General features: G+C 70.4%; 14 protein-coding genes and 1 pseudogene. 14 read left to right on the plus strand and 1 reads right to left on the minus strand.

All coding sequences use genetic code 11. The features are described 5' to 3' along the window. Window positions 1-145 precede the first annotated feature (145 nt). The 3 genes from RKD20_RS36255 to rpsD all read left to right on the plus strand — a co-directional run bounded on the left by RKD20_RS36255 (window position 146) and on the right by rpsD (window position 3,102). Window positions 146-808, plus strand: coding sequence for a vitamin K epoxide reductase family protein (locus tag RKD20_RS36255; RefSeq protein ID WP_020117467.1), 663 nt, complete (start codon window positions 146-148; stop codon window positions 806-808). Window positions 809-849: 41 nt separating this feature from the next. Then, window positions 850-2,205, plus strand: a complete 1,356-nt coding sequence (locus RKD20_RS36260) for a replication-associated recombination protein A (protein ID WP_424881384.1) — start codon at window positions 850-852, stop codon at window positions 2,203-2,205. 282 nt (window positions 2,206-2,487) lie between these two features. Beyond that, window positions 2,488-3,102: a 30S ribosomal protein S4 gene (gene rpsD, locus RKD20_RS36265; RefSeq protein ID WP_007380699.1), complete on the plus strand. Its 615-nt coding sequence runs from the start codon at window positions 2,488-2,490 to the stop codon at window positions 3,100-3,102. A 30-nt stretch (window positions 3,103-3,132) separates the two neighbouring features. On the opposite strand, the gene RKD20_RS36270 is transcribed toward rpsD, so the two are convergent. Further along, complete coding sequence (locus RKD20_RS36270; protein WP_424881385.1) at window positions 3,133-5,295, minus strand: ATP-binding protein; 2,163 nt, start codon at window positions 5,293-5,295, stop codon at window positions 3,133-3,135. A gap of 152 nt (window positions 5,296-5,447) precedes the next feature. Between RKD20_RS36270 and RKD20_RS36275 the strand changes: the two genes are divergently transcribed. The 11 genes and pseudogenes from RKD20_RS36275 to aroB all read left to right on the plus strand — a co-directional run bounded on the left by RKD20_RS36275 (window position 5,448) and on the right by aroB (window position 17,817). After that, window positions 5,448-5,882 (plus strand): DUF948 domain-containing protein, encoded by a 435-nt coding sequence (locus RKD20_RS36275; protein ID WP_199790141.1) that lies wholly within the window; start codon window positions 5,448-5,450, stop codon window positions 5,880-5,882. A 10-nt stretch (window positions 5,883-5,892) separates the two neighbouring features. Continuing rightward, window positions 5,893-6,234: a hypothetical protein gene (locus tag RKD20_RS36280; RefSeq protein ID WP_424881386.1), complete on the plus strand. Its 342-nt coding sequence runs from the start codon at window positions 5,893-5,895 to the stop codon at window positions 6,232-6,234. Continuing rightward, window positions 6,234-8,906 (plus strand): alanine--tRNA ligase, encoded by a 2,673-nt coding sequence (alaS, locus tag RKD20_RS36285; RefSeq protein ID WP_424881387.1) that lies wholly within the window; start codon window positions 6,234-6,236, stop codon window positions 8,904-8,906. Before RKD20_RS36280 ends, alaS begins: the two co-directional genes overlap by 1 nt. Continuing rightward, the gene (gene ruvX, locus RKD20_RS36290; protein WP_007380695.1) at window positions 8,906-9,370 is read left to right on the plus strand and encodes a Holliday junction resolvase RuvX; all 465 of its coding nucleotides are present in this window, start codon (window positions 8,906-8,908) and stop codon (window positions 9,368-9,370) included. The genes alaS and ruvX overlap by 1 nt, the downstream gene beginning before the upstream one ends. Before the next feature lie 122 nt (window positions 9,371-9,492). Next, window positions 9,493-11,232 (plus strand): endolytic transglycosylase MltG, encoded by a 1,740-nt coding sequence (gene mltG, locus RKD20_RS36295; protein WP_424881388.1) that lies wholly within the window; start codon window positions 9,493-9,495, stop codon window positions 11,230-11,232. Continuing rightward, window positions 11,213-12,052 carry a shikimate dehydrogenase gene (locus tag RKD20_RS36300; RefSeq protein ID WP_424881389.1) on the plus strand — a complete coding sequence of 280 codons (840 nt, stop codon included), beginning with the start codon at window positions 11,213-11,215 and terminating at the stop codon, window positions 12,050-12,052. The genes mltG and RKD20_RS36300 overlap by 20 nt, the downstream gene beginning before the upstream one ends. 118 nt (window positions 12,053-12,170) lie before the next feature. Continuing rightward, the gene (locus tag RKD20_RS36305) at window positions 12,171-14,378 is read left to right on the plus strand and encodes a molybdopterin cofactor-binding domain-containing protein (RefSeq protein ID WP_424881390.1); all 2,208 of its coding nucleotides are present in this window, start codon (window positions 12,171-12,173) and stop codon (window positions 14,376-14,378) included. 24 nt (window positions 14,379-14,402) lie between these two features. Further along, window positions 14,403-14,861 carry a (2Fe-2S)-binding protein gene (locus RKD20_RS36310; protein WP_424881391.1) on the plus strand — a complete coding sequence of 153 codons (459 nt, stop codon included), beginning with the start codon at window positions 14,403-14,405 and terminating at the stop codon, window positions 14,859-14,861. A gap of 173 nt (window positions 14,862-15,034) precedes the next feature. Next, a pseudogene (gene aroC, locus RKD20_RS36315) lies at window positions 15,035-16,220 on the plus strand (chorismate synthase). Further along, a complete protein-coding gene (locus tag RKD20_RS36320; protein ID WP_424881392.1) occupies window positions 16,217-16,729 on the plus strand; it encodes a shikimate kinase in 513 nt (170 codons plus the stop codon). Before aroC ends, RKD20_RS36320 begins: the two are co-directional and overlap by 4 nt. Further along, window positions 16,726-17,817 carry a 3-dehydroquinate synthase gene (aroB, locus tag RKD20_RS36325; protein WP_037899306.1) on the plus strand — a complete coding sequence of 364 codons (1,092 nt, stop codon included), beginning with the start codon at window positions 16,726-16,728 and terminating at the stop codon, window positions 17,815-17,817. Before RKD20_RS36320 ends, aroB begins: the two co-directional genes overlap by 4 nt. Window positions 17,818-18,024: the final 207 nt, after the last annotated feature.

Consider the following 18,024-nt stretch of genomic DNA (forward strand, 5'->3'; position numbering starts at 1 on the left):
GCCTGTGAGCCTCGGCCGGAACCGAACGTTCAGGGACGACCGTGCGTACTTCCTTATGTCCACCGAACGGTGGACAAGCCTCCTGGTGCGGCACAATGGCCCCTGCCCGAAGAAGGTCCAACTCTCAAGCAGACGGATCGGCGTGATGAGCAAGACCACAGTGAAAGACGTCTCCACGCAGCCCGAGCCCTCGTCGGCGAACGCCGACGCCGCGCCCCGGACGGTGGGCGGCAGCCGTGCCTTCGCCCTGCTGCTGGTGATCACCGGCGCCGCCGGACTGCTCGCCGCGTGGGTCATCACGATCGACAAGTTCAAGATCCTCGAGGGCAAGGTCAGCGGCAAGACGTTCACGCCGAGCTGCTCCCTCAACCCGATCGTCTCCTGCGGCAGCGTGATGGAGAGCAAGCAGGCCGCCGCCTTCGGGTTCCCCAACCCGATGCTCGGCCTGGTCGCCTACGGCATCGTGATCTGCGTCGGCATGAGCCTGCTGGCCCGCGCCACCTTCCCGCGCTGGTACTGGCTCACCTTCAACTTCGGCACCCTGTTCGGGGTGGCCTTCGTCACCTGGCTCCAGTTCCAGTCGCTGTACCGCATCAACGCACTGTGCCTGTGGTGCTCGCTGGCCTGGGTCGCGACGATCACGATGTTCTGGTACCTGACCTCGTTCAACATCCGCAACGACCTGCTGCCGTCCCCGGGCTGGCTCAAGCGGTTCCTCGCCGAGTTCACCTGGGTCCTGCCGGTCACGCACTGCGGCATCATCGCGATGATGATCCTGACCCGCTGGGGCGACAAGCTCTGGGCCTGAGCCTTCGGGCGTTGTCAGTGGCGTGACATAGGGTTTTGAACGTGGAGCCCGATCTGTTCACCGCCGCGGCGGAAGAGCGCCAGGAGAAGGACCCGGCCGGCAGCCCCCTGGCGGTCCGGATGCGCCCGCGCACCCTCGACGAGGTCGTGGGCCAGCAGCACCTGCTCAAGCCGGGTTCGCCGCTGCGCCGGCTGGTCGGCGAGGGCAGCGGCGGCCCCGCCGGGCCGTCCTCGGTCATCCTCTGGGGCCCGCCCGGCACCGGCAAGACGACCCTGGCGTACGTCGTCTCCAAGGCGACGAACAAGCGCTTCGTGGAGCTCTCCGCGATCACCGCCGGCGTCAAGGAGGTCCGCGCGGTCATCGAGGGCGCCCGCCGCGCCACCGGCGGCTTCGGCAAGGAGACCGTCCTCTTCCTCGACGAGATCCACCGCTTCAGCAAGGCCCAGCAGGACTCCCTGCTCCCCGCGGTCGAGAACCGCTGGGTGACCCTGATCGCGGCCACCACCGAGAACCCGTACTTCTCGATCATCTCTCCGCTGCTGTCCCGGTCCCTCCTGCTGACCCTCGAACCCCTCACCGACGGCGACGTCAGAGGACTGCTGAAGCGGGCGCTGAGCGCCGAGCGCGGTCTGAAGGACGCCGTAACCCTCCCCGAGGACACCGAGGACCACCTCCTGCGGATCGCCGGCGGCGACGCCCGCCGCGCCCTGACCGCCCTGGAGGCAGCCGCCGGGGCCGCCCTCGACAAGGGCGAGCCGGAGATCTCCCTCACCACCCTGGAGGAGACGGTCGACCGCGCGGCCGTGAAGTACGACCGCGACGGCGACCAGCACTACGACGTGGCCAGCGCCCTCATCAAGTCCATCAGGGGCTCCGACGTCGACGCGGCCCTGCACTACCTGGCCCGCATGATCGAGGCCGGCGAGGACCCCCGCTTCATCGCCCGCCGCCTGATGATCTCCGCCAGCGAGGACATCGGCCTCGCCGACCCGAACGCCCTGTCCATAGCCGTGGCCGCGGCCCAGGCCGTCGCCATGATCGGCTTCCCCGAGGCCGCGCTGACGCTGAGCCACGCCACCATCGCGCTCGCCCTGGCCCCGAAGTCCAACGCCGCGACCATGGCGATCGGCGCCGCCATGGAGGACGTACGCAAGGGGCTGGCCGGACCGGTCCCGCCGCATCTGCGGGACGGGCACTACAAGGGCGCCGCCAAGCTCGGGCACGCGCAGGGGTACGTCTACCCGCACGACCTGCCCGAGGGGATCGCGGAGCAGCAGTACGCCCCGGACGCCATCAAGGACCGCGAGTACTACGAACCGACCCGGCACGGCGCCGAGGCCCGGTACGCGGACGCGGTGGAGTGGACCCGCAAGCACCTCGGTCGCAAGCGGTCCTGAGCACCCTGTAGAATCCCTCGAAGTGCTGTGTCCCGTGCAGTCAGAACGGGACGGTCAGCCGGAACCTCCAGCGGGGGTTCCAGGAGCGTCGCGCACCGTTCGAATGGTGTCGCGGGCAGCCCACCACCGCCAGCGGTAGGTGGGCCACTCGCGTGCTGCACGTATGTGCCCAGACCAGGGGAGCGGCTGCCCAGCGGGTCCTTCGAGGACTCGGCGGGTTTCCCCGGCTGCGGATGCGACCTCCCATAACTCTGACAAGCCGAACACAAGAGATGAGAGATTGTGGCGAACCAGCCCCGCCCCAAGGTCAAGAAGTCGCGTGCTCTCGGCATCGCGCTGACCCCGAAGGCCGTCAAGTACTTCGAGGCCCGTCCCTACCCCCCGGGTGAGCACGGCCGTGGCCGCAAGCAGAACTCGGACTACAAGGTCCGTCTGCTCGAGAAGCAGCGTCTGCGCGCGCAGTACGACGTGTCCGAGCGTCAGCTCGTCCGCGCCTACGAGCGTGCCGCCAAGACCCAGGGCAAGACCGGTGAGGCCCTGGTCATCGAGCTCGAGCGCCGTCTCGACGCGCTGGTCCTGCGTTCGGGCATCGCCCGCACGATCTACCAGGCCCGCCAGATGGTCGTTCACGGCCACATCGAGGTCAACGGCCAGAAGGTCGACAAGCCGTCCTTCCGCGTCCGTCCCGACGACGTCGTGATGGTCCGCGAGCGCAGCCGCGAGAAGACCCTCTTCTCGATCGCCCGTGAGGGCGGCTTCGCCCCCGAGGGCGAGACCCCGCGCTACCTCCAGGTGAACCTCAAGGCCCTGGCGTTCCGCCTGGACCGTGAGCCGAACCGCAAGGAGATCCCGGTGATCTGCGACGAGCAGCTCGTCGTCGAGTACTACGCCCGCTGATCATCCGCAGGCCGTAGGACACGCACCACGTCAGCCCGCCGTCTCCCCGCCCTTCCGGGTGGGCGAGGCGGCGGGCTGCTGCATGCCGTGGGTCGCCTCGGTGTGCCGCTCGCAGCTCCGCGGCGCCGGCAGCCCGGCGCCGGGGTGGGCACGGCTCAGCGCCCGGGACACCGCGGCCTCCCGCCCGAGCGCCCTGCCCTGCCGTACGCACTCCTCGTACCGCGCGTCGCCCAGCCGCTCCCGAACCAACGTCTCGCAGAGCTCGTGCGCGGCGTTGTAGTAGGCCGAGCCGAACAGCGGCAGGCCCACCGACGGCCACAGCGAGGCCGCCGCACCCTGGAGCACGGCCGCCTCGGCCGCGTCGCCCAGGGTCACCGTGACCAGGGCCAGGAGTTCGATCGACAGCACCGAGCCCAGCAGGTCGTGGAAGGCGTGCGCGCAGGCCAGACAGTCGGTGAGCAGCTCACGCGCGCGTGCCGGGTCCCCCTCGCTCCAGGCCGCGTATGCCAGGACGTACAGCGCGTACGACCGCGCCCAGCGCTCGCCGTGGTCCTCGCACACCCGGCGCACGTCCTCGCACAGCCGCACCGCGTCCGGCAGATTGCCCAGGAAGGCGCGGGCCATCGCCAGCTCGACCTGGGCCATCAGCACGTTGCTGTTGAGCTCGCCGATGTCCTGGTAGCGCTCCAGCGACGAGCGCAGCAGCCTCTCCGCGCGGGGCATGTCGTCCGAGACGAGCGCCAGACAGCCCGCGCGGTGCTCGGCGTACGCCACAGCCGTCGGATTCGCCGACCGCTCCGCCTCCGTCCGGCACTCCTCCAGCGCCGCCAGCGCCGGCACGGTTTCGCCCTGGAGGATCGCCACATAGCCGAGGACCCACAGGGCCTTCAGACGGGTGTGCTCATGGCCCGGCTCCAGCTCGATGCAGCGCTCCAGCCAGTGCCGGCCTTCCGAGAGCCGGCCGCAGCCCACCCAGCAGAACCAGAGGGAGCCCGCGAGATGCCGGCCCAGCTCCGCCCCGTCCGGCTCGGTCAGGCAGTACTCCAGGGCACAGCGCAGGTTCGGCAGCTCGGCCTCGATCCGCGCGGCCACCTCGTTCTGCCGCGGGGAGAACCAGTCCAGCTCGCACCAGGTCGCCAGGCCCACGTACCAGTCGCGGTGCCGCCTGCGCAGCCGGATCGCGTCCCCCGTCGCCTCCAGCCACTCGGTGCCGTACGCCCGGACCGTGTCGAGCATTCGGTAGCGCACGCCGGTCGCGGTCTCCTCGCGGACCACCACCGACTGGGCGAGCAGTGCGGACAGGACGTCGAGGACGTCGTCGGAGTTCAGGCCGCCGCCACTGCACACGTACTCGGCGGCCTCCAGGTCGAACTGGCCGGCGAACACCGAGAGCCGCGACCACAGCAACCGCTCCTCGGGCGTGCACAGTTCGTGGCTCCAGCCGATCGCCGTGCGCAGCGTCCGATGGCGGGGCAGGGTGTCCCGGCAGCCGCCCGTCAGCAGCCGGAACCGGTCGTCGAGCCGCTCCAGCAGCTGCCCGGGGCACAGGGCCCCGAGCCGGCCCGCGGCCAGCTCGATCGCCAGCGGAATGCCGTCCAGGCGCCGGCACAGCTCCCGTACGTGCGGATCGGCGCCGACCGTCACCCCCTGCCGCCCGGCCCGCTCCGCGAACAGTTCCACGGCCTCGTCCTCGCCCAGCGGGCCCAGCGCGAAGACCTGCTCGCCGGCGACGCGCAGCGGCCGGCGCCCCACGGCGAGGACCGCCAGCCCCGGCACCTGCCCCAGCAGGTCGGCGACCAGGGTCGCGCACGCGTCCACCAGATGCTCGAAACCGTCGAGGACCAGCAGGAGCCGACGCCCGGCCAGATGGGCCAGCAGCGTCTCGCGCGGCGGCCGTGCGGTGTGGTCCGTCAGGCCAAGGGTCTCCACGACGGCGTAGTCGACGAACTCCGGGTCGCGTACGGAGGCCAGCTCGACGCGCCACACCCCGTCGGGCGGGGTGCGCCGGCCGCTCACCACCCGTGCCGCGAGCCGTGACTTGCCGATACCGCCGGGGCCCGTCACCGTCACCAGGCGAGAGGCGTCCAGGGCCCGTGCCAGTTCCGGGAGTTCCGCGCGCCGGCCCACGAAGCCGTCGAGCTCCAGGGGCAGATTGCCGTTCGCCTCGGTGTCGTCGGGCTGATGACTGCGCATGGAACACGGAGCGTACTGAAGCGTATGCACTCCGTACAATCGTCATGGACAACTCGGGTGCGGGCGAGGGGTAATCCGGTGCGGACCGCCGTCCCCGGCGCGATAGGCTCGGCGGAGACTTTTTCCATAGACAGCACGTATTCAGGGAGCGGGTGCACACAGTGTCCGGTGGAGAGGTTGCCGGCATCCTGGTGGCCGTCTTCTGGGCGATCCTGGTCTCCTTCCTCGCCGTCGCGCTGGCGAGGCTGGCCCAGACGCTCAAGGCGACCACCAAGCTCGTGGCGGACGTGACCGACCAGGCCGTCCCGCTGCTGGCCGAGGCCTCCACCGCGGTGCGCTCCGCGCAGACCCAGATCGAGCGGGTCGACGCGATCGCCTCGGACGTCCAGGAGGTCACGTCGAACGCCTCCGCGCTGTCCACCACCGTCGCCTCCACCTTCGGCGGCCCCCTGGTGAAGGTCGCGGCCTTCGGCTACGGCGTGCGCCGTGCGATCAGCGGCCGCAAGGACGACGTGCCCGCCAAACCCTCCCGGCGTACCGTGATCGTGGGCCGGACGGTCTCCCGGGGCCGAGGCAAGAAGGACTGAGGCTCTAGAGATGTTCCGCCGTACTTTCTGGTTCTCCACGGGTGTGGCCGCAGGTGTCTGGGCCACCACCAAGGTGAATCGCAAGCTGAAGCAGCTGACCCCCGAGAACCTCGCCGCGACGGCGGCCAACAAGGCGATCGAGACGGGCGCCCGGATCAAGGACCGCGCGGTCGGTTTCGCGCTCGACGTCCGCGACAACATGGCCCAGCGGGAGGCCGAGCTGACGGACGCCCTCGGTATCCGCGAGAGTCCCGAACTGCCCGCACCCCGGCGCATCGCCGCCATCGAGAACACGACGTACACCACGAAGTCGTACAAGACGCACCCGTACAACCGGAATGAGGACCACTGATGGAGTCGGCCGAGATTCGCCGCCGCTGGCTGAGCTTCTTCGAGGAGCGCGGGCACACCGTCGTCCCTTCGGCGTCGCTCATCGCGGACGACCCGACTCTGCTCCTCGTCCCGGCCGGCATGGTGCCCTTCAAGCCCTACTTCCTGGGTGAGGTCAAGCCGCCGTGGCCGCGCGCCACCAGCGTGCAGAAGTGCGTGCGCACCCCCGACATCGAAGAGGTCGGCAAGACCACCCGGCACGGCACGTTCTTCCAGATGTGCGGCAACTTCTCCTTCGGCGACTACTTCAAGGAAGGCGCCATCAAGTACGCCTGGGAGCTGCTCACCAGCGCCCAGGACAAGGGCGGTTACGGCCTCGACCCCGAGCGCCTGTGGATCACCGTCTACAAGGACGACGACGAGGCCGAGCGCATCTGGCACGAGGTCGTCGGTGTGCCCAAGGAGCGCATCCAGCGCCTCGGCATGAAGGACAACTACTGGTCCATGGGCGTCCCCGGACCCTGTGGCCCCTGTTCCGAGATCAACTACGACCGCGGCCCCGAGTTCGGCGTCGAGGGCGGCCCCGCCGTCAACGACGAGCGGTACGTGGAGATCTGGAACCTCGTCTTCATGCAGTACGAGCGCGGCGAGGGCATCGGCAAGGACAACTTCGAGATCCTCGGCGAGCTCCCCAACAAGAACATCGACACCGGCCTCGGACTCGAGCGCCTGGCGATGATCCTGCAGGGCGTGCAGAACATGTACGAGATCGACACCTCCATGGCCGTCATCAAGAAGGCCACCGAGCTGACCGGCGTGGCCTACGGCGACGCCCACGACTCGGACGTCTCGCTGCGCGTGGTCACCGACCACATGCGCACGTCCGTGATGCTCATCGGCGACGGTGTCACCCCCGGCAACGAGGGCCGCGGCTACGTCCTGCGCCGCATCATGCGCCGGGCCATCCGCAACATGCGCCTGCTCGGTGCCACCGGCCCGGTCGTGCTGGACCTGGTCGACACCGTGATCGCCATGATGGGTCAGCAGTACCCGGAGCTGGTCACCGACCGCGAGCGCATCGAGAAGGTCGCCGTCGCCGAGGAGAACGCCTTCCTCAAGACGCTGAAGGCCGGCACCAACATCCTCGACACCGCCGTCACCGAGACCAAGGCCGCCGGCGGCAAGGTCCTCGCCGGCGACAAGGCGTTCCTGCTCCACGACACCTGGGGCTTCCCGATCGACCTCACCCTGGAGATGGCCGCCGAGCAGGGCCTGTCCGTGGACGAGGACGGCTTCCGCCGCCTGATGAAGGAGCAGCGGGAGCGCGCCAAGGCCGACGCCCAGGGCAAGAAGACCGGCCACGCCGGCGCGGGCGCCTACCGTGCGATCGCCGACCAGGCCGGGGAGACCGAGTTCCTCGGCTACTCGGACACCGAGAGCGAGTCCACGATCGTCGGCATCCTCGTCGACGGCACCTCCTCCCCGGCCGCCACCGAGGGCGACGAGGTCGAGATCGTCCTGGACCGCACCCCCTTCTACGCCGAGGGCGGCGGCCAGATCGGCGACACCGGCAGGATCAAGGTCGACTCCGGTGCCGTCATCGAGATCCGCGACACCCAGAAGCCGGTCCCGGGCGTGTACGTGCACAAGGGCGTCGTCCAGTTCGGCGAGGTGACCGTCGGCGCCAAGGCCCATGCCTCGATCGACGGCCGCCGCCGTACGGCCATCGCCCGCGCCCACTCGGCCACCCACCTCACCCACCAGGCGCTGCGGGACGCGCTCGGTCCGACGGCCGCCCAGGCCGGTTCCGAGAACCAGCCCGGCCGCTTCCGCTTCGACTTCGGTTCCCCGTCCGCGGTTCCCACGGCCGTGATGACCGACGTCGAGCAGAAGATCAACGAGGTGCTCGCGCGCGATCTCGACGTGCACGCCGAGATCCTGAGCCTGGACGAGGCCAAGAAGCAGGGCGCCATCGCCGAGTTCGGGGAGAAGTACGGCGAGCGGGTCCGCGTGGTGACCATCGGCGACTTCTCCAAGGAGCTGTGCGGCGGCACCCACGTGCACAACACCTCGCAGCTCGGCCTGGTCAAGCTGCTCGGTGAGTCGTCCATCGGCTCCGGGGTCCGCCGGATCGAGGCGCTCGTCGGTGTCGACGCGTACAACTTCCTCGCCCGTGAGCACACCGTCGTCGCCCAGCTCCAGGAACTGATCAAGGGCCGTCCCGAGGAGCTTCCGGAGAAGGTCTCCGCCATGCTCGGCAAGCTGAAGGACGCCGAGAAGGAGATCGAGAAGTTCCGCGCGGAGAAGGTCCTCCAGGCCGCCGCCGGTCTCGCCGAGTCCGCCAAGGACGTCCGCGGGATCGCCGTCGTCACCGGCCGGGTCCCGGACGGCACCACCCCCGACGACCTGCGCAAGCTGGTCCTCGACGTGCGCGGCCGCATCCAGGGCGGCCGGGCCGCCGTGGTGGCCCTCTTCACCGTCAACAACGGCAAGCCGCTGACGGTCATCGCCACCAACGAGCCCGCCCGCGAGCGCGGTCTCAAGGCCGGTGACCTGGTCCGCACGGCCGCCAAGACGCTCGGCGGCGGCGGTGGCGGCAAGCCGGACGTCGCCCAGGGCGGCGGCCAGAACCCGGCCGCGATCGGCGAGGCCGTGGACGCCGTGGAGCGCACGGTCGGGGAGACGGCCAAGTAATGCGCCGAGGCCGCAGGCTCGCGATCGACGTCGGGGACGCCCGTATCGGGGTCGCCTCGTGCGACCCCGACGGGATCCTCGCCACCCCGGTGGAGACGGTCCCGGGCCGCGACGTCCCGGCGGCCCACCGCCGGCTGAAGCAGCTGGTCGAGGAGTACGAACCGATCGAGGTCGTCGTCGGTCTCCCTCGCTCCCTCAAGGGGGGCGAGGGCCCGGCCGCCGTGAAGGTCCGCGGCTTCGTCCAGGAGCTCGCCCGGGGGATCGCCCCCGTTCCGGTCAGACTCGTCGACGAGCGCATGACCACCGTGACGGCCAGTCAGGGACTGCGCGCATCCGGAGTGAAATCCAAAAAGGGCAGATCGGTCATCGACCAGGCAGCAGCCGTGATCATTCTTCAGCAGGCCCTGGAATCCGAACGGGTGTCAGGTAAAGCACCCGGCGAGGGCGTCGAAGTGGTCATCTGATCGCGATACGGTAACGTTCCGCGCGATGCGGCGACATTCGAACAGTCACCGCACAGAAAGAGGCGGAACGGTAGCCGGATCGTGGAAGCAGGAGACCGCCGCCTCGCGGCTCTAGGGGATCGATGACTGAGTATGGCCGGGGCGAAGGCTCCGAACCGTGGAATCCCGAGGACCCGTTGTACGGGGACGGTGGATGGGAGGGACAGCAGGCCCACGCGGGTCAGCAGTCCCCCTACGGCGGCCAGCCGCAGCACTACCCGCAGCAGCCGCAGCAGCAGTACGACAACAACGGCTGGGGCGAAGGCCAGCAAGCTGCCTATGGTCAGGCGCAGCAGCAGTACCCGCAGCACAACGGCCAGTACGACCAGCACCAGCAGTACAACCACCAGTACGACCAGCAGCAGTACGGTCAACAGCAGTACGACCAGCAGGCCTATCAGGACCAGCAGCAGCAGTCGTACGACAACAACGGCTGGGCGACCGGCACCCAGGGGCAGATCCCGTACCCCGCCGACCCGTCGGATCCCTACGGTCAGCAGGCCGCCGCGTACGGCGCCGAGCAGCAGGACTACTACGGCAGCCCGGACGCCTACCCGCCGCCGGAGCCGCCGAGCCGTCGGCGTGCCGAACCGGAGCCGCAGACCGACTGGGACCCGGGCCCCGACCAGGGCGAACACGCCTTCTTCGCGGGCGGTGACGACGACCAGGACGACCCCGACGATTCCGCCGACCCACAGGGCGGCCGCGGCGACCGGCGGGGGCGCGGCGGCAAAGGATCCAAGAAGCGCAGGAGCGGCTGCGCCTGCCTGGTGGTGCTGCTGGTGTTCGGCGGCGGCACCGCGGGCGTCGGGTACTTCGGGTACCAGTACTACAAAAATCGTTTCGGCGCGGCTCCGGACTACGCCGGGGGCGGGACGAGCCAGATGGTCACCGTCCAGATCCCCAAGGGCGCGGGCGGGTACGAGATCGGTCGGATGCTCAAGGACGCGGGTGTCGTCAAGAGCGTCGACGCCTTCGTGTCCGCCCAGGAGCAGAACGACAAGGGGAATTCGATCCAGGCCGGCGCCTATCTCCTCAAGAAGGAGATGTCCGCCGAGAGCGCCGTGGCGATGATGCTCGACCCGAAGAGCCAGAACAACGTGCTGGTCGCTCCTGGGATGCGGAACGCCGCCGTATACAAGAAGATCGACGAGAAACTCGATCTTGCTTCCGGTGCCACAAAGAAAATCGCCGAACAGAAATACAAGACCCTCGGGCTGCCGAGTTGGGCGAACGACAACAGGGATATAAAGGACCCGCTGGAGGGCTTCCTGTACCCGGGTACCTATCCCGCGGCGAAGGGCATGAAGCCCGAATCGGTGCTGAAGGACATGGTCACCGAGGCCGCCGCGAAGTACGCCGCGTACGACCTGGAGGCCAAGGCCAAGGCGCTCAAGCTGGACAGTCCGCTCCAGGTCATCACGGTCGCCAGCCTCGTCCAGGCCGAGGGCAAGACGGAGGACGACTACCGCAAGATGGCGGAGGTCGTCTACAACAGGCTCAACCTCGCGAACCCCGAGACCTACGGGTTCCTGCAGTTCGACTCGACCTTCAACTACGTGAAGAACGAGAGCAACATCGAGATCTCCGAGAAGGAGATCAACAGCAACAAGGACCCGTACAACACGTACACGAACAAGGGTCTGCCGCCCGGACCGATCGACAACCCGGGCGACACCGCGATGAAGGCGACACTCGATCCGACCGACGACGGCTGGTACTACTTCGTCGCGACCGACGGTGTGAAGAAGACCGAATTCGCCAAGACCCACGCCGAATTCCTGCGCCTCAAGGAAAAGTTCAATGCAAGCACGGGCAGCTGACGCCCGCCGGGCCGCCGTACTCGGCAAGCCCATCGCCCACTCGCTCTCGCCGGACCTGCACCGGGCCGCCTACGAGGAGCTGGGGCTCACGGGCTGGTCGTACGACCGGTTCGAGCTCGACGAGGCCGCACTGCCCGCATTCGTGGAGCAGCTCGGGCCGGAGTGGGCCGGGCTGTCGCTGACCATGCCGCTGAAGCGGGCCGTCATCCCGCTGCTGGACGGCATCAGCGACACCGCCGCCTCGGTGGAGGCCGTCAATACGGTGGTGTTCACCGACGACGGCCGTCGCCTCGGCGACAACACCGACATCCCGGGGATGGTCGCCGCCCTCAGGGAGCGGGGCATCGAGCAGGTCGACTCGGCGGCGATCCTCGGCGCCGGCGCCACCGCCTCCTCCGCGCTCGCCGCGCTGGCCAGGATCTGCACCGGTGAGGTCGTCGCCTACGTGCGCAGCGAGGCCCGGGCCGCCGAGATGCGGCAATGGGGGGAGCGCCTCGACGTCGAGATCCGCACCGCGGACTGGGCGGACGCGGCCGAGGCCCTGCGCGCCCCGCTGGTGATCGCCACCACCCCCGCCGGGGCGACGGACGCACTCGCCCACGCCGTACCGGAGCGCCCCGCGGCCCTGTTCGACGTGCTCTACGACCCCTGGCCGACCGGGCTGGCGGCCCGCTGGTCGATGATCGGCGGAGCCGTGGTCAGCGGCCTCGACCTGCTCGTGCACCAGGCGGTGCTCCAGGTCGAGCAGATGACGGGCCGCACGCCCGCGCCCGTGGACGCCATGCGCAAGGCGGGCGAGCACGCTCTGGCGGCCCGCTGACGTGGTGTGACGCAGGGGGACATGGCGATCCTGTGAAAGCGCTGTACTGAGAAGTAACCCCAGGTCATGCTCTGCGGACGGCCCGGCAGAGTCGGCGGGCCGCCGAACGGAGCCCGCCATGACCCGTCACGCCCGGCGCAGGTTTCTCACCTATCTGGTGGCCGCGCCCGCTCTCGCCGTAGCGACCCGGATCGGCGTCGACGCCTACGCCCCCGGCAGCGCCGACGCCGCGATCCCCACCCCGCCCGCACCGGCCGATCTGGTCGACCTGGGCGACCTGCTGATCCTCGCCGGGAAGCCCACCGCCGACATGCTCGTACTGAGCGTCGACGAGGAGGGCGGCGTCGACTTCCGGCTGCCCCGCGAGGAGGTCGGCCAGGGGCTCACCACCGCCGTGGCCATGCTGGTCGCGGAGGAACTCGACACTCCGCTCGACCGGGTCCGCGTGCACCTGGAGGACGCCCGGCCCGAGCTGCTGTTCAACCAGCTCACCGGCAGTTCCAACGCGGTGCGTTCGCTGTACGACCCGGTGCGCCGGACGGCGGCGGCCGCGCGGGCCAGGATGGTCGCGGCGGCGGCCCGGCAATGGGGCCTGAAGGCGGGCGAACTGACGGTCCGCGCCGGAGTGGTGGTCGCGCCGGACGGCCGCACGGCCTCCTACGGCTCCCTGACGACGGCGGCCGCGACCCTGGACCTGGGCTCGCTCACGGTCACGCCGAAGAAGGAGTCCGAGCACACCCTCGTCGGCACTCCCACCTCCCGCATCGACGCCCGCGCCCTCGTCACCGGCGCGCACTCGTACACCCTCGACCTCGACGTGCCCGGCGCCAAGCCCTGCATGGTGCGCCGCCCGCCGACCATCAACGGCACGGTCAGGTCGGTCGGCAACGAGGCCGCCGTACGGGCCATGCCCGGGGTCGTCGACGTGGTCGTCATCGACACGGGCGTCGCGGTGGTCGCGGAAACGTTCGGGCAGGCCCTCGACGGCAAGAACGCCCTGGAGGTCACCTGGGGCGGCGGGACGGTCGACACGCTGTCGGACAGCGACATCCGCGCCCGGCTCAAGGCGGCCACCCCCTCGCTCGGCCTGCTCGGAGCGCTGGTGCAGAAGGTGGACACCGAGTTCGACTTCGCGTTCGCCAGTCACGCCCCGCTGGAGACCAACTCGGCCGTCGCGGACGTACGCCCGGACCGCGCCGAGATCTGGTCCGGCCTCAAGTCGCCGATCGTCGCCCAGGCCGCGATCGCGCGGGCCGTCGGACTGCCCGTCTCCAAGGTCACGGTGCATGTGATGCAGTCGGGCGGCTCCTTCGGGCGGCGGCTGTTCCACGACGCGGCCCTGGAGGCCGCCGTGGTGTCCAAGAGGAGCGGGCGGCCCGTCCGGCTGATGTGGTCCCGCATCGACGACATGCGGCACGGACGGATGCGGCCCGCCACCCACCACCGCGTCCGTGCCACCTACGCGGCCGGTCAGGTGCTCACCTTCCAGCATCGGGTGGCGGCCGTGGAGACCGACTTCCGGCACGGACTCGGCGACGCGGTCACCGCCGCCGCGGCGAGTCTGCCCACCGGACTCGGCAACGCCACCTTCGCCCAGACGCTGTTCCTGACCACGGTGAAGTCGCCGTACGACTTCGGTGTGACCACCCAGACCCTCACCGAGGTGCCGCTCAAGATGCACACCGGGTCGTGGCGGTCGGTGTACTCGGCCAACACCCGCGGCGCCGAGGAGATCGTGGTCGACGAGCTGGCCGCGAGGCTCGGGAAGGACCCCGTGGCGTTCCGGCGGTCGTTCCTGAAGACCGACCGGCAGCGGGCCGTCCTCGACCGGGCCGCGAAGGAGGGCGACTGGGGCCGCGAGCTGCCCGACGGGTGGGCCCAGGGGATCGGCTTCCACGAGGAGTACAAGTCCTGCACGGCCTGTCTGGTCGAGATCGACGCCACCGACCCGAGGAAACCTCGGGTGACCAGGGCGGTGATCGTGGCCGACGTGGGCCGCGTGATCAACCCGCGCGGCCTGGAGGCCCAACTCCTCGGCGGGCTCACGGACGCCATCTCCACCACGCTCAGGGCGGGCCTGCACATCGACAAGGGCCTGCCGCTGGAGGGCAGCTACTCACAGTTCCACTACGCGCGCCAGAAGGACGCCCCCAAGGACGTGAAGATCCACGTCATCGAGGGCGCCGGCGAACCGGGCGGAGCGGGCGAACTCGGCGTCCCCGCGGCCGTCGGTGCCGTGGCCAACGCCTACGCCCGGGCCACCGGCACCAAGCCGCGCAGCTTCCCCGTCACCTTCGACGTCGACTTCACCCCGTTCCCGCGCTGACCCCGCCCGGTTCCAGGAGCCTTGATGCCCTCCCACACCTTCACCGTCAACGGGAAGTCCGTCACCGTCGACGCCCCCGACGACCTGCCCCTGCTCTGGGCGCTGCGCGACCTGCTCGGCATCCGCGGCCCCAAGTACGGCTGCGGGATCAACGTCTGCAAGGCCTGCACCAGCCACCTCGACGGCGAGGCCTTCAACCCCTGCGTGCTCCCCGTCTCCGAGGCCGCGGGCCGTGAGGTCACCACCATCGAGGGGCTCGCCGACGGGGACCGCCTGCACCCCGTCCAGGAGGCCTGGCTGGAACAGGACGTGGCCCAGTGCGGCTACTGCCAGCCCGGCCAGATCATGGCGGCCGTGGCCCTCCTCAAGCGGACGAAGAACCCCACGGACGCGGACATCGACGCGATCGCCAACGTCTGCCGCTGCGGGACCTACTTCCGCATCCGGGAGGCGATCAAGAGCGCGGCGGAGCGGATGGCCTGAGGGCCCGGTACGCGGCTCCACGTCCGTCTGCTGGACCTGTGACCGGTGGTCGCGGCCGGACGTGGGAGGATCGGAGGTGGCCGGCCGGGGCCGCGCACCTGGTCGCGCCGTTGCCGTACGCGAGGACGAGCGTACGCAGGGCAGTACCAGGGCGCGAGCACTGAGGAGCACCGTTGAGCAGGTTGCGCTGGCTGACCGCGGGGGAGTCCCACGGCCCCGCACTCGTCGCGACGCTGGAGGGCCTTCCCGCCGGCGTGCCCATCACCACGGAGCTGGTGGCGGACCACCTGGCGAGGCGTCGGCTGGGCTACGGCCGCGGTGCCCGGATGAAGTTCGAGCAGGACCAGGTCACCTTCCTCGGCGGTGTCCGGCACGGTCTCTCCCTCGGTTCCCCGGTCGCGATCATGGTGGGAAACACCGAGTGGCCGAAGTGGGAGCAGGTCATGTCGGCCGACCCCATCGACCCGGAGATCCTCGCGGGCCTCGCGCGCAACGCCCCGCTGACCCCGCCCGCGCCCCGGCCACGCCGACCTCGCGGGCATGCAGAAGTACGGCTTCGACGAGGCCCGGCCGATCCTGGAGCGGGCCTCCGCGCGGGAGACGGCGGCCCGGGTGGCGCTGGGCGCGGTGGCCCGGTCGTACCTGAAGGAGACGGCCGGCATCGAGATCGTCAGCCACGTCGTCGAGCTGTGCTCCGTGAAGGCCCCGCAAGGCGTCTACCCGACCCCGGCCGACGTCGAGAAGCTGGACGCCGATCCGCTGCGCTGCCTGGACGCGGACACGTCGAAGGCGATGGTGGCCGAGGTCGACCAGGCCCACAAGGACGGTGACACCCTCGGCGGAGTGGTGGAGATCCTGGCGTACGGCGTGCCCGTGGGCCTCGGCTCGCATGTGCACTGGGACCGCAAGCTGGACGCCCGCCTCGCGGGTGCCCTGATGGGCATCCAGGCGATCAAGGGCGTCGAGCTCGGTGACGGCTTCGAGCTGGCGCGGGTGCCGGGTTCGAAGGCGCACGACGAGATCGTGAACACCCCCGAGGGCATCCGGCGCGTCTCCGGCCGCTCCGGCGGCACCGAGGGCGGGCTCAGCACGGGTGAGCTGCTGCGGGTGCGGGCCGCGATGAAGCCCATCGCCACCGTCCCGCGGGCCCTGCAGACCGTGGACGTGACCACAGGCGAGGCCGCGCAGGCCCACCACCAGCGCTCCGACGTGTCCGCGGTCCCGGCCGCCGGCATCGTCGCCGAGGCGATGGTGGCGCTGGTCCTGGCCGACGCGGTGGCCGAGAAGTTCGGCGGCGACAGCGTGCCCGAGACCCGCCGCAACGTGCGGTCGTACCTCGAGAACCTGGCCATCCGATGAGCCCTGTGGTCGTCCTCGTCGGTCCGATGGGCGTGGGCAAGTCCACCGTCGGGCGGCTGCTCGCCGAGCGCCTCGCGACGGGGTACCGGGACACCGACGACGACATCGTCGCCGAGCAGGGCCGCGCGATCGCGGAGATCTTCGTCGACGAGGGCGAGGCCGCCTTCCGGGCGATCGAGAAGGCCGCCGTAAGCCGGGCGCTCGACCGGCACGACGGGATCCTCGCGCTCGGCGGCGGATCGATCCTCGACGAGGACACCCGCGCCCTGCTGGCCGGGCAGCGCGTGCTGTACCTGTCGATGGACGTCGAGGAGGCGGTCAAGCGCACCGGCCTGAACGCCGCGCGTCCGCTGCTCGCGGTCAACCCGCGCAAGCAGTGGCGCGAGCTGATGGAGGCGCGCCGCCACCTGTACGAGTCGATCGCCACGGCGGTCGTGGCCACCGACGGCCGTACCCCCGAAGAAGTCACCGAGATCGCGCTGGACGCACTGGAGTTGAAGGAAGTATGAGCGAGGCAGTGACGCGCATCCAGGTCGGCGGCACCGCGGGCAGCGAGCCGTACGAGGTCCTGGTGGGACGTCAACTCCTGGGCGAGCTCGGCACGTTGGTGGGAGAGAAGGCCCAACGGGTCGCCGTCATCCACCCCGAGGCGCTCGCCGACACCGGGGACGCGCTGCGCGCCGACCTCGCCGAGCAGGGCTACGAGGCCGTCGCCATCCAGGTCCCGAACGCGGAGGAGGCCAAGACCGCCGAGGTCGCCGCCTACTGCTGGAAGGCGCTCGGACAGTCCGGTTTCACCCGCTCCGACGTCGTGGTCGGCGTCGGGGGCGGCGCGACCACCGATCTCGCCGGGTTCGTGGCCGCGACCTGGCTGCGCGGGGTGCGCTGGATCGCCGTCCCGACGACCGTGCTCGCCATGGTCGACGCGGCGGTCGGCGGCAAGACCGGCATCAACACCGCCGAGGGCAAGAACCTCGTGGGCGCTTTCCACCCGCCCGCCGGCGTCCTGTGCGACCTGGCCGCGCTGGACTCCCTGCCGGTCAACGACTACGTCTCCGGGCTCGCCGAGATCATCAAGGCCGGCTTCATCGCCGACCCGGTGATCCTGGAGCTCATCGAGTCCGACCCTGAAGCCGCGCGCACCCCGGCCGGCCCGCACACCTCCGAGCTCATCGAGCGCTCGATCCGGGTCAAGGCCGAGGTGGTCTCCTCCGACCTCAAGGAGTCGGGCCTCAGGGAGATCCTCAACTACGGCCACACGCTCGCCCACGCCATCGAGAAGAACGAGCGGTACAAGTGGCGGCACGGCGCCGCGGTCGCCGTCGGCATGCACTTCGCCGCCGAACTGGGCCGTCTGGCGGGCCGGTTGGACGACGCGACCGCCGACCGCCACCGCACGGTCCTGGAGTCGGTCGGCCTGCCGCTGCACTACCGCTACGACCAGTGGCCCAAGTTGCTGGAGACCATGAAGGTCGACAAGAAGTCCCGCGGCAACCTGCTGCGGTTCATCGTCCTCGACGGACTGGGCAAGCCCACCGTTCTGGAGGGCCCGGACCCGGCCGTTCTGCTCGCCGCGTACGGCGAGGTCGGCCAGTAAGTCCCGCGACGGGCGTTCCGCCTGATTCGCCTTGCACCAGGGGCACTTCGGGGCGCCCCCGGCCGTTTCACCAAACGTGGGCCGGGGGCGGTACCGTTCGATGGCGAGCGGGGTATGCACATCCCCGTAACCAGCGCCGATCAGCCTGACGCGAGTGCGCCGGAGGGGCGCGTCGGAGACGAGAGGACGAGCGAGCGGAGGCCTTCG

The organism is Streptomyces sp. SLBN-8D4, assembly GCF_049739545.1.
In the GTDB taxonomy this organism is placed as follows: Bacteria; Actinomycetota; Actinomycetes; order Streptomycetales; family Streptomycetaceae; genus Streptomyces; species Streptomyces canus_C.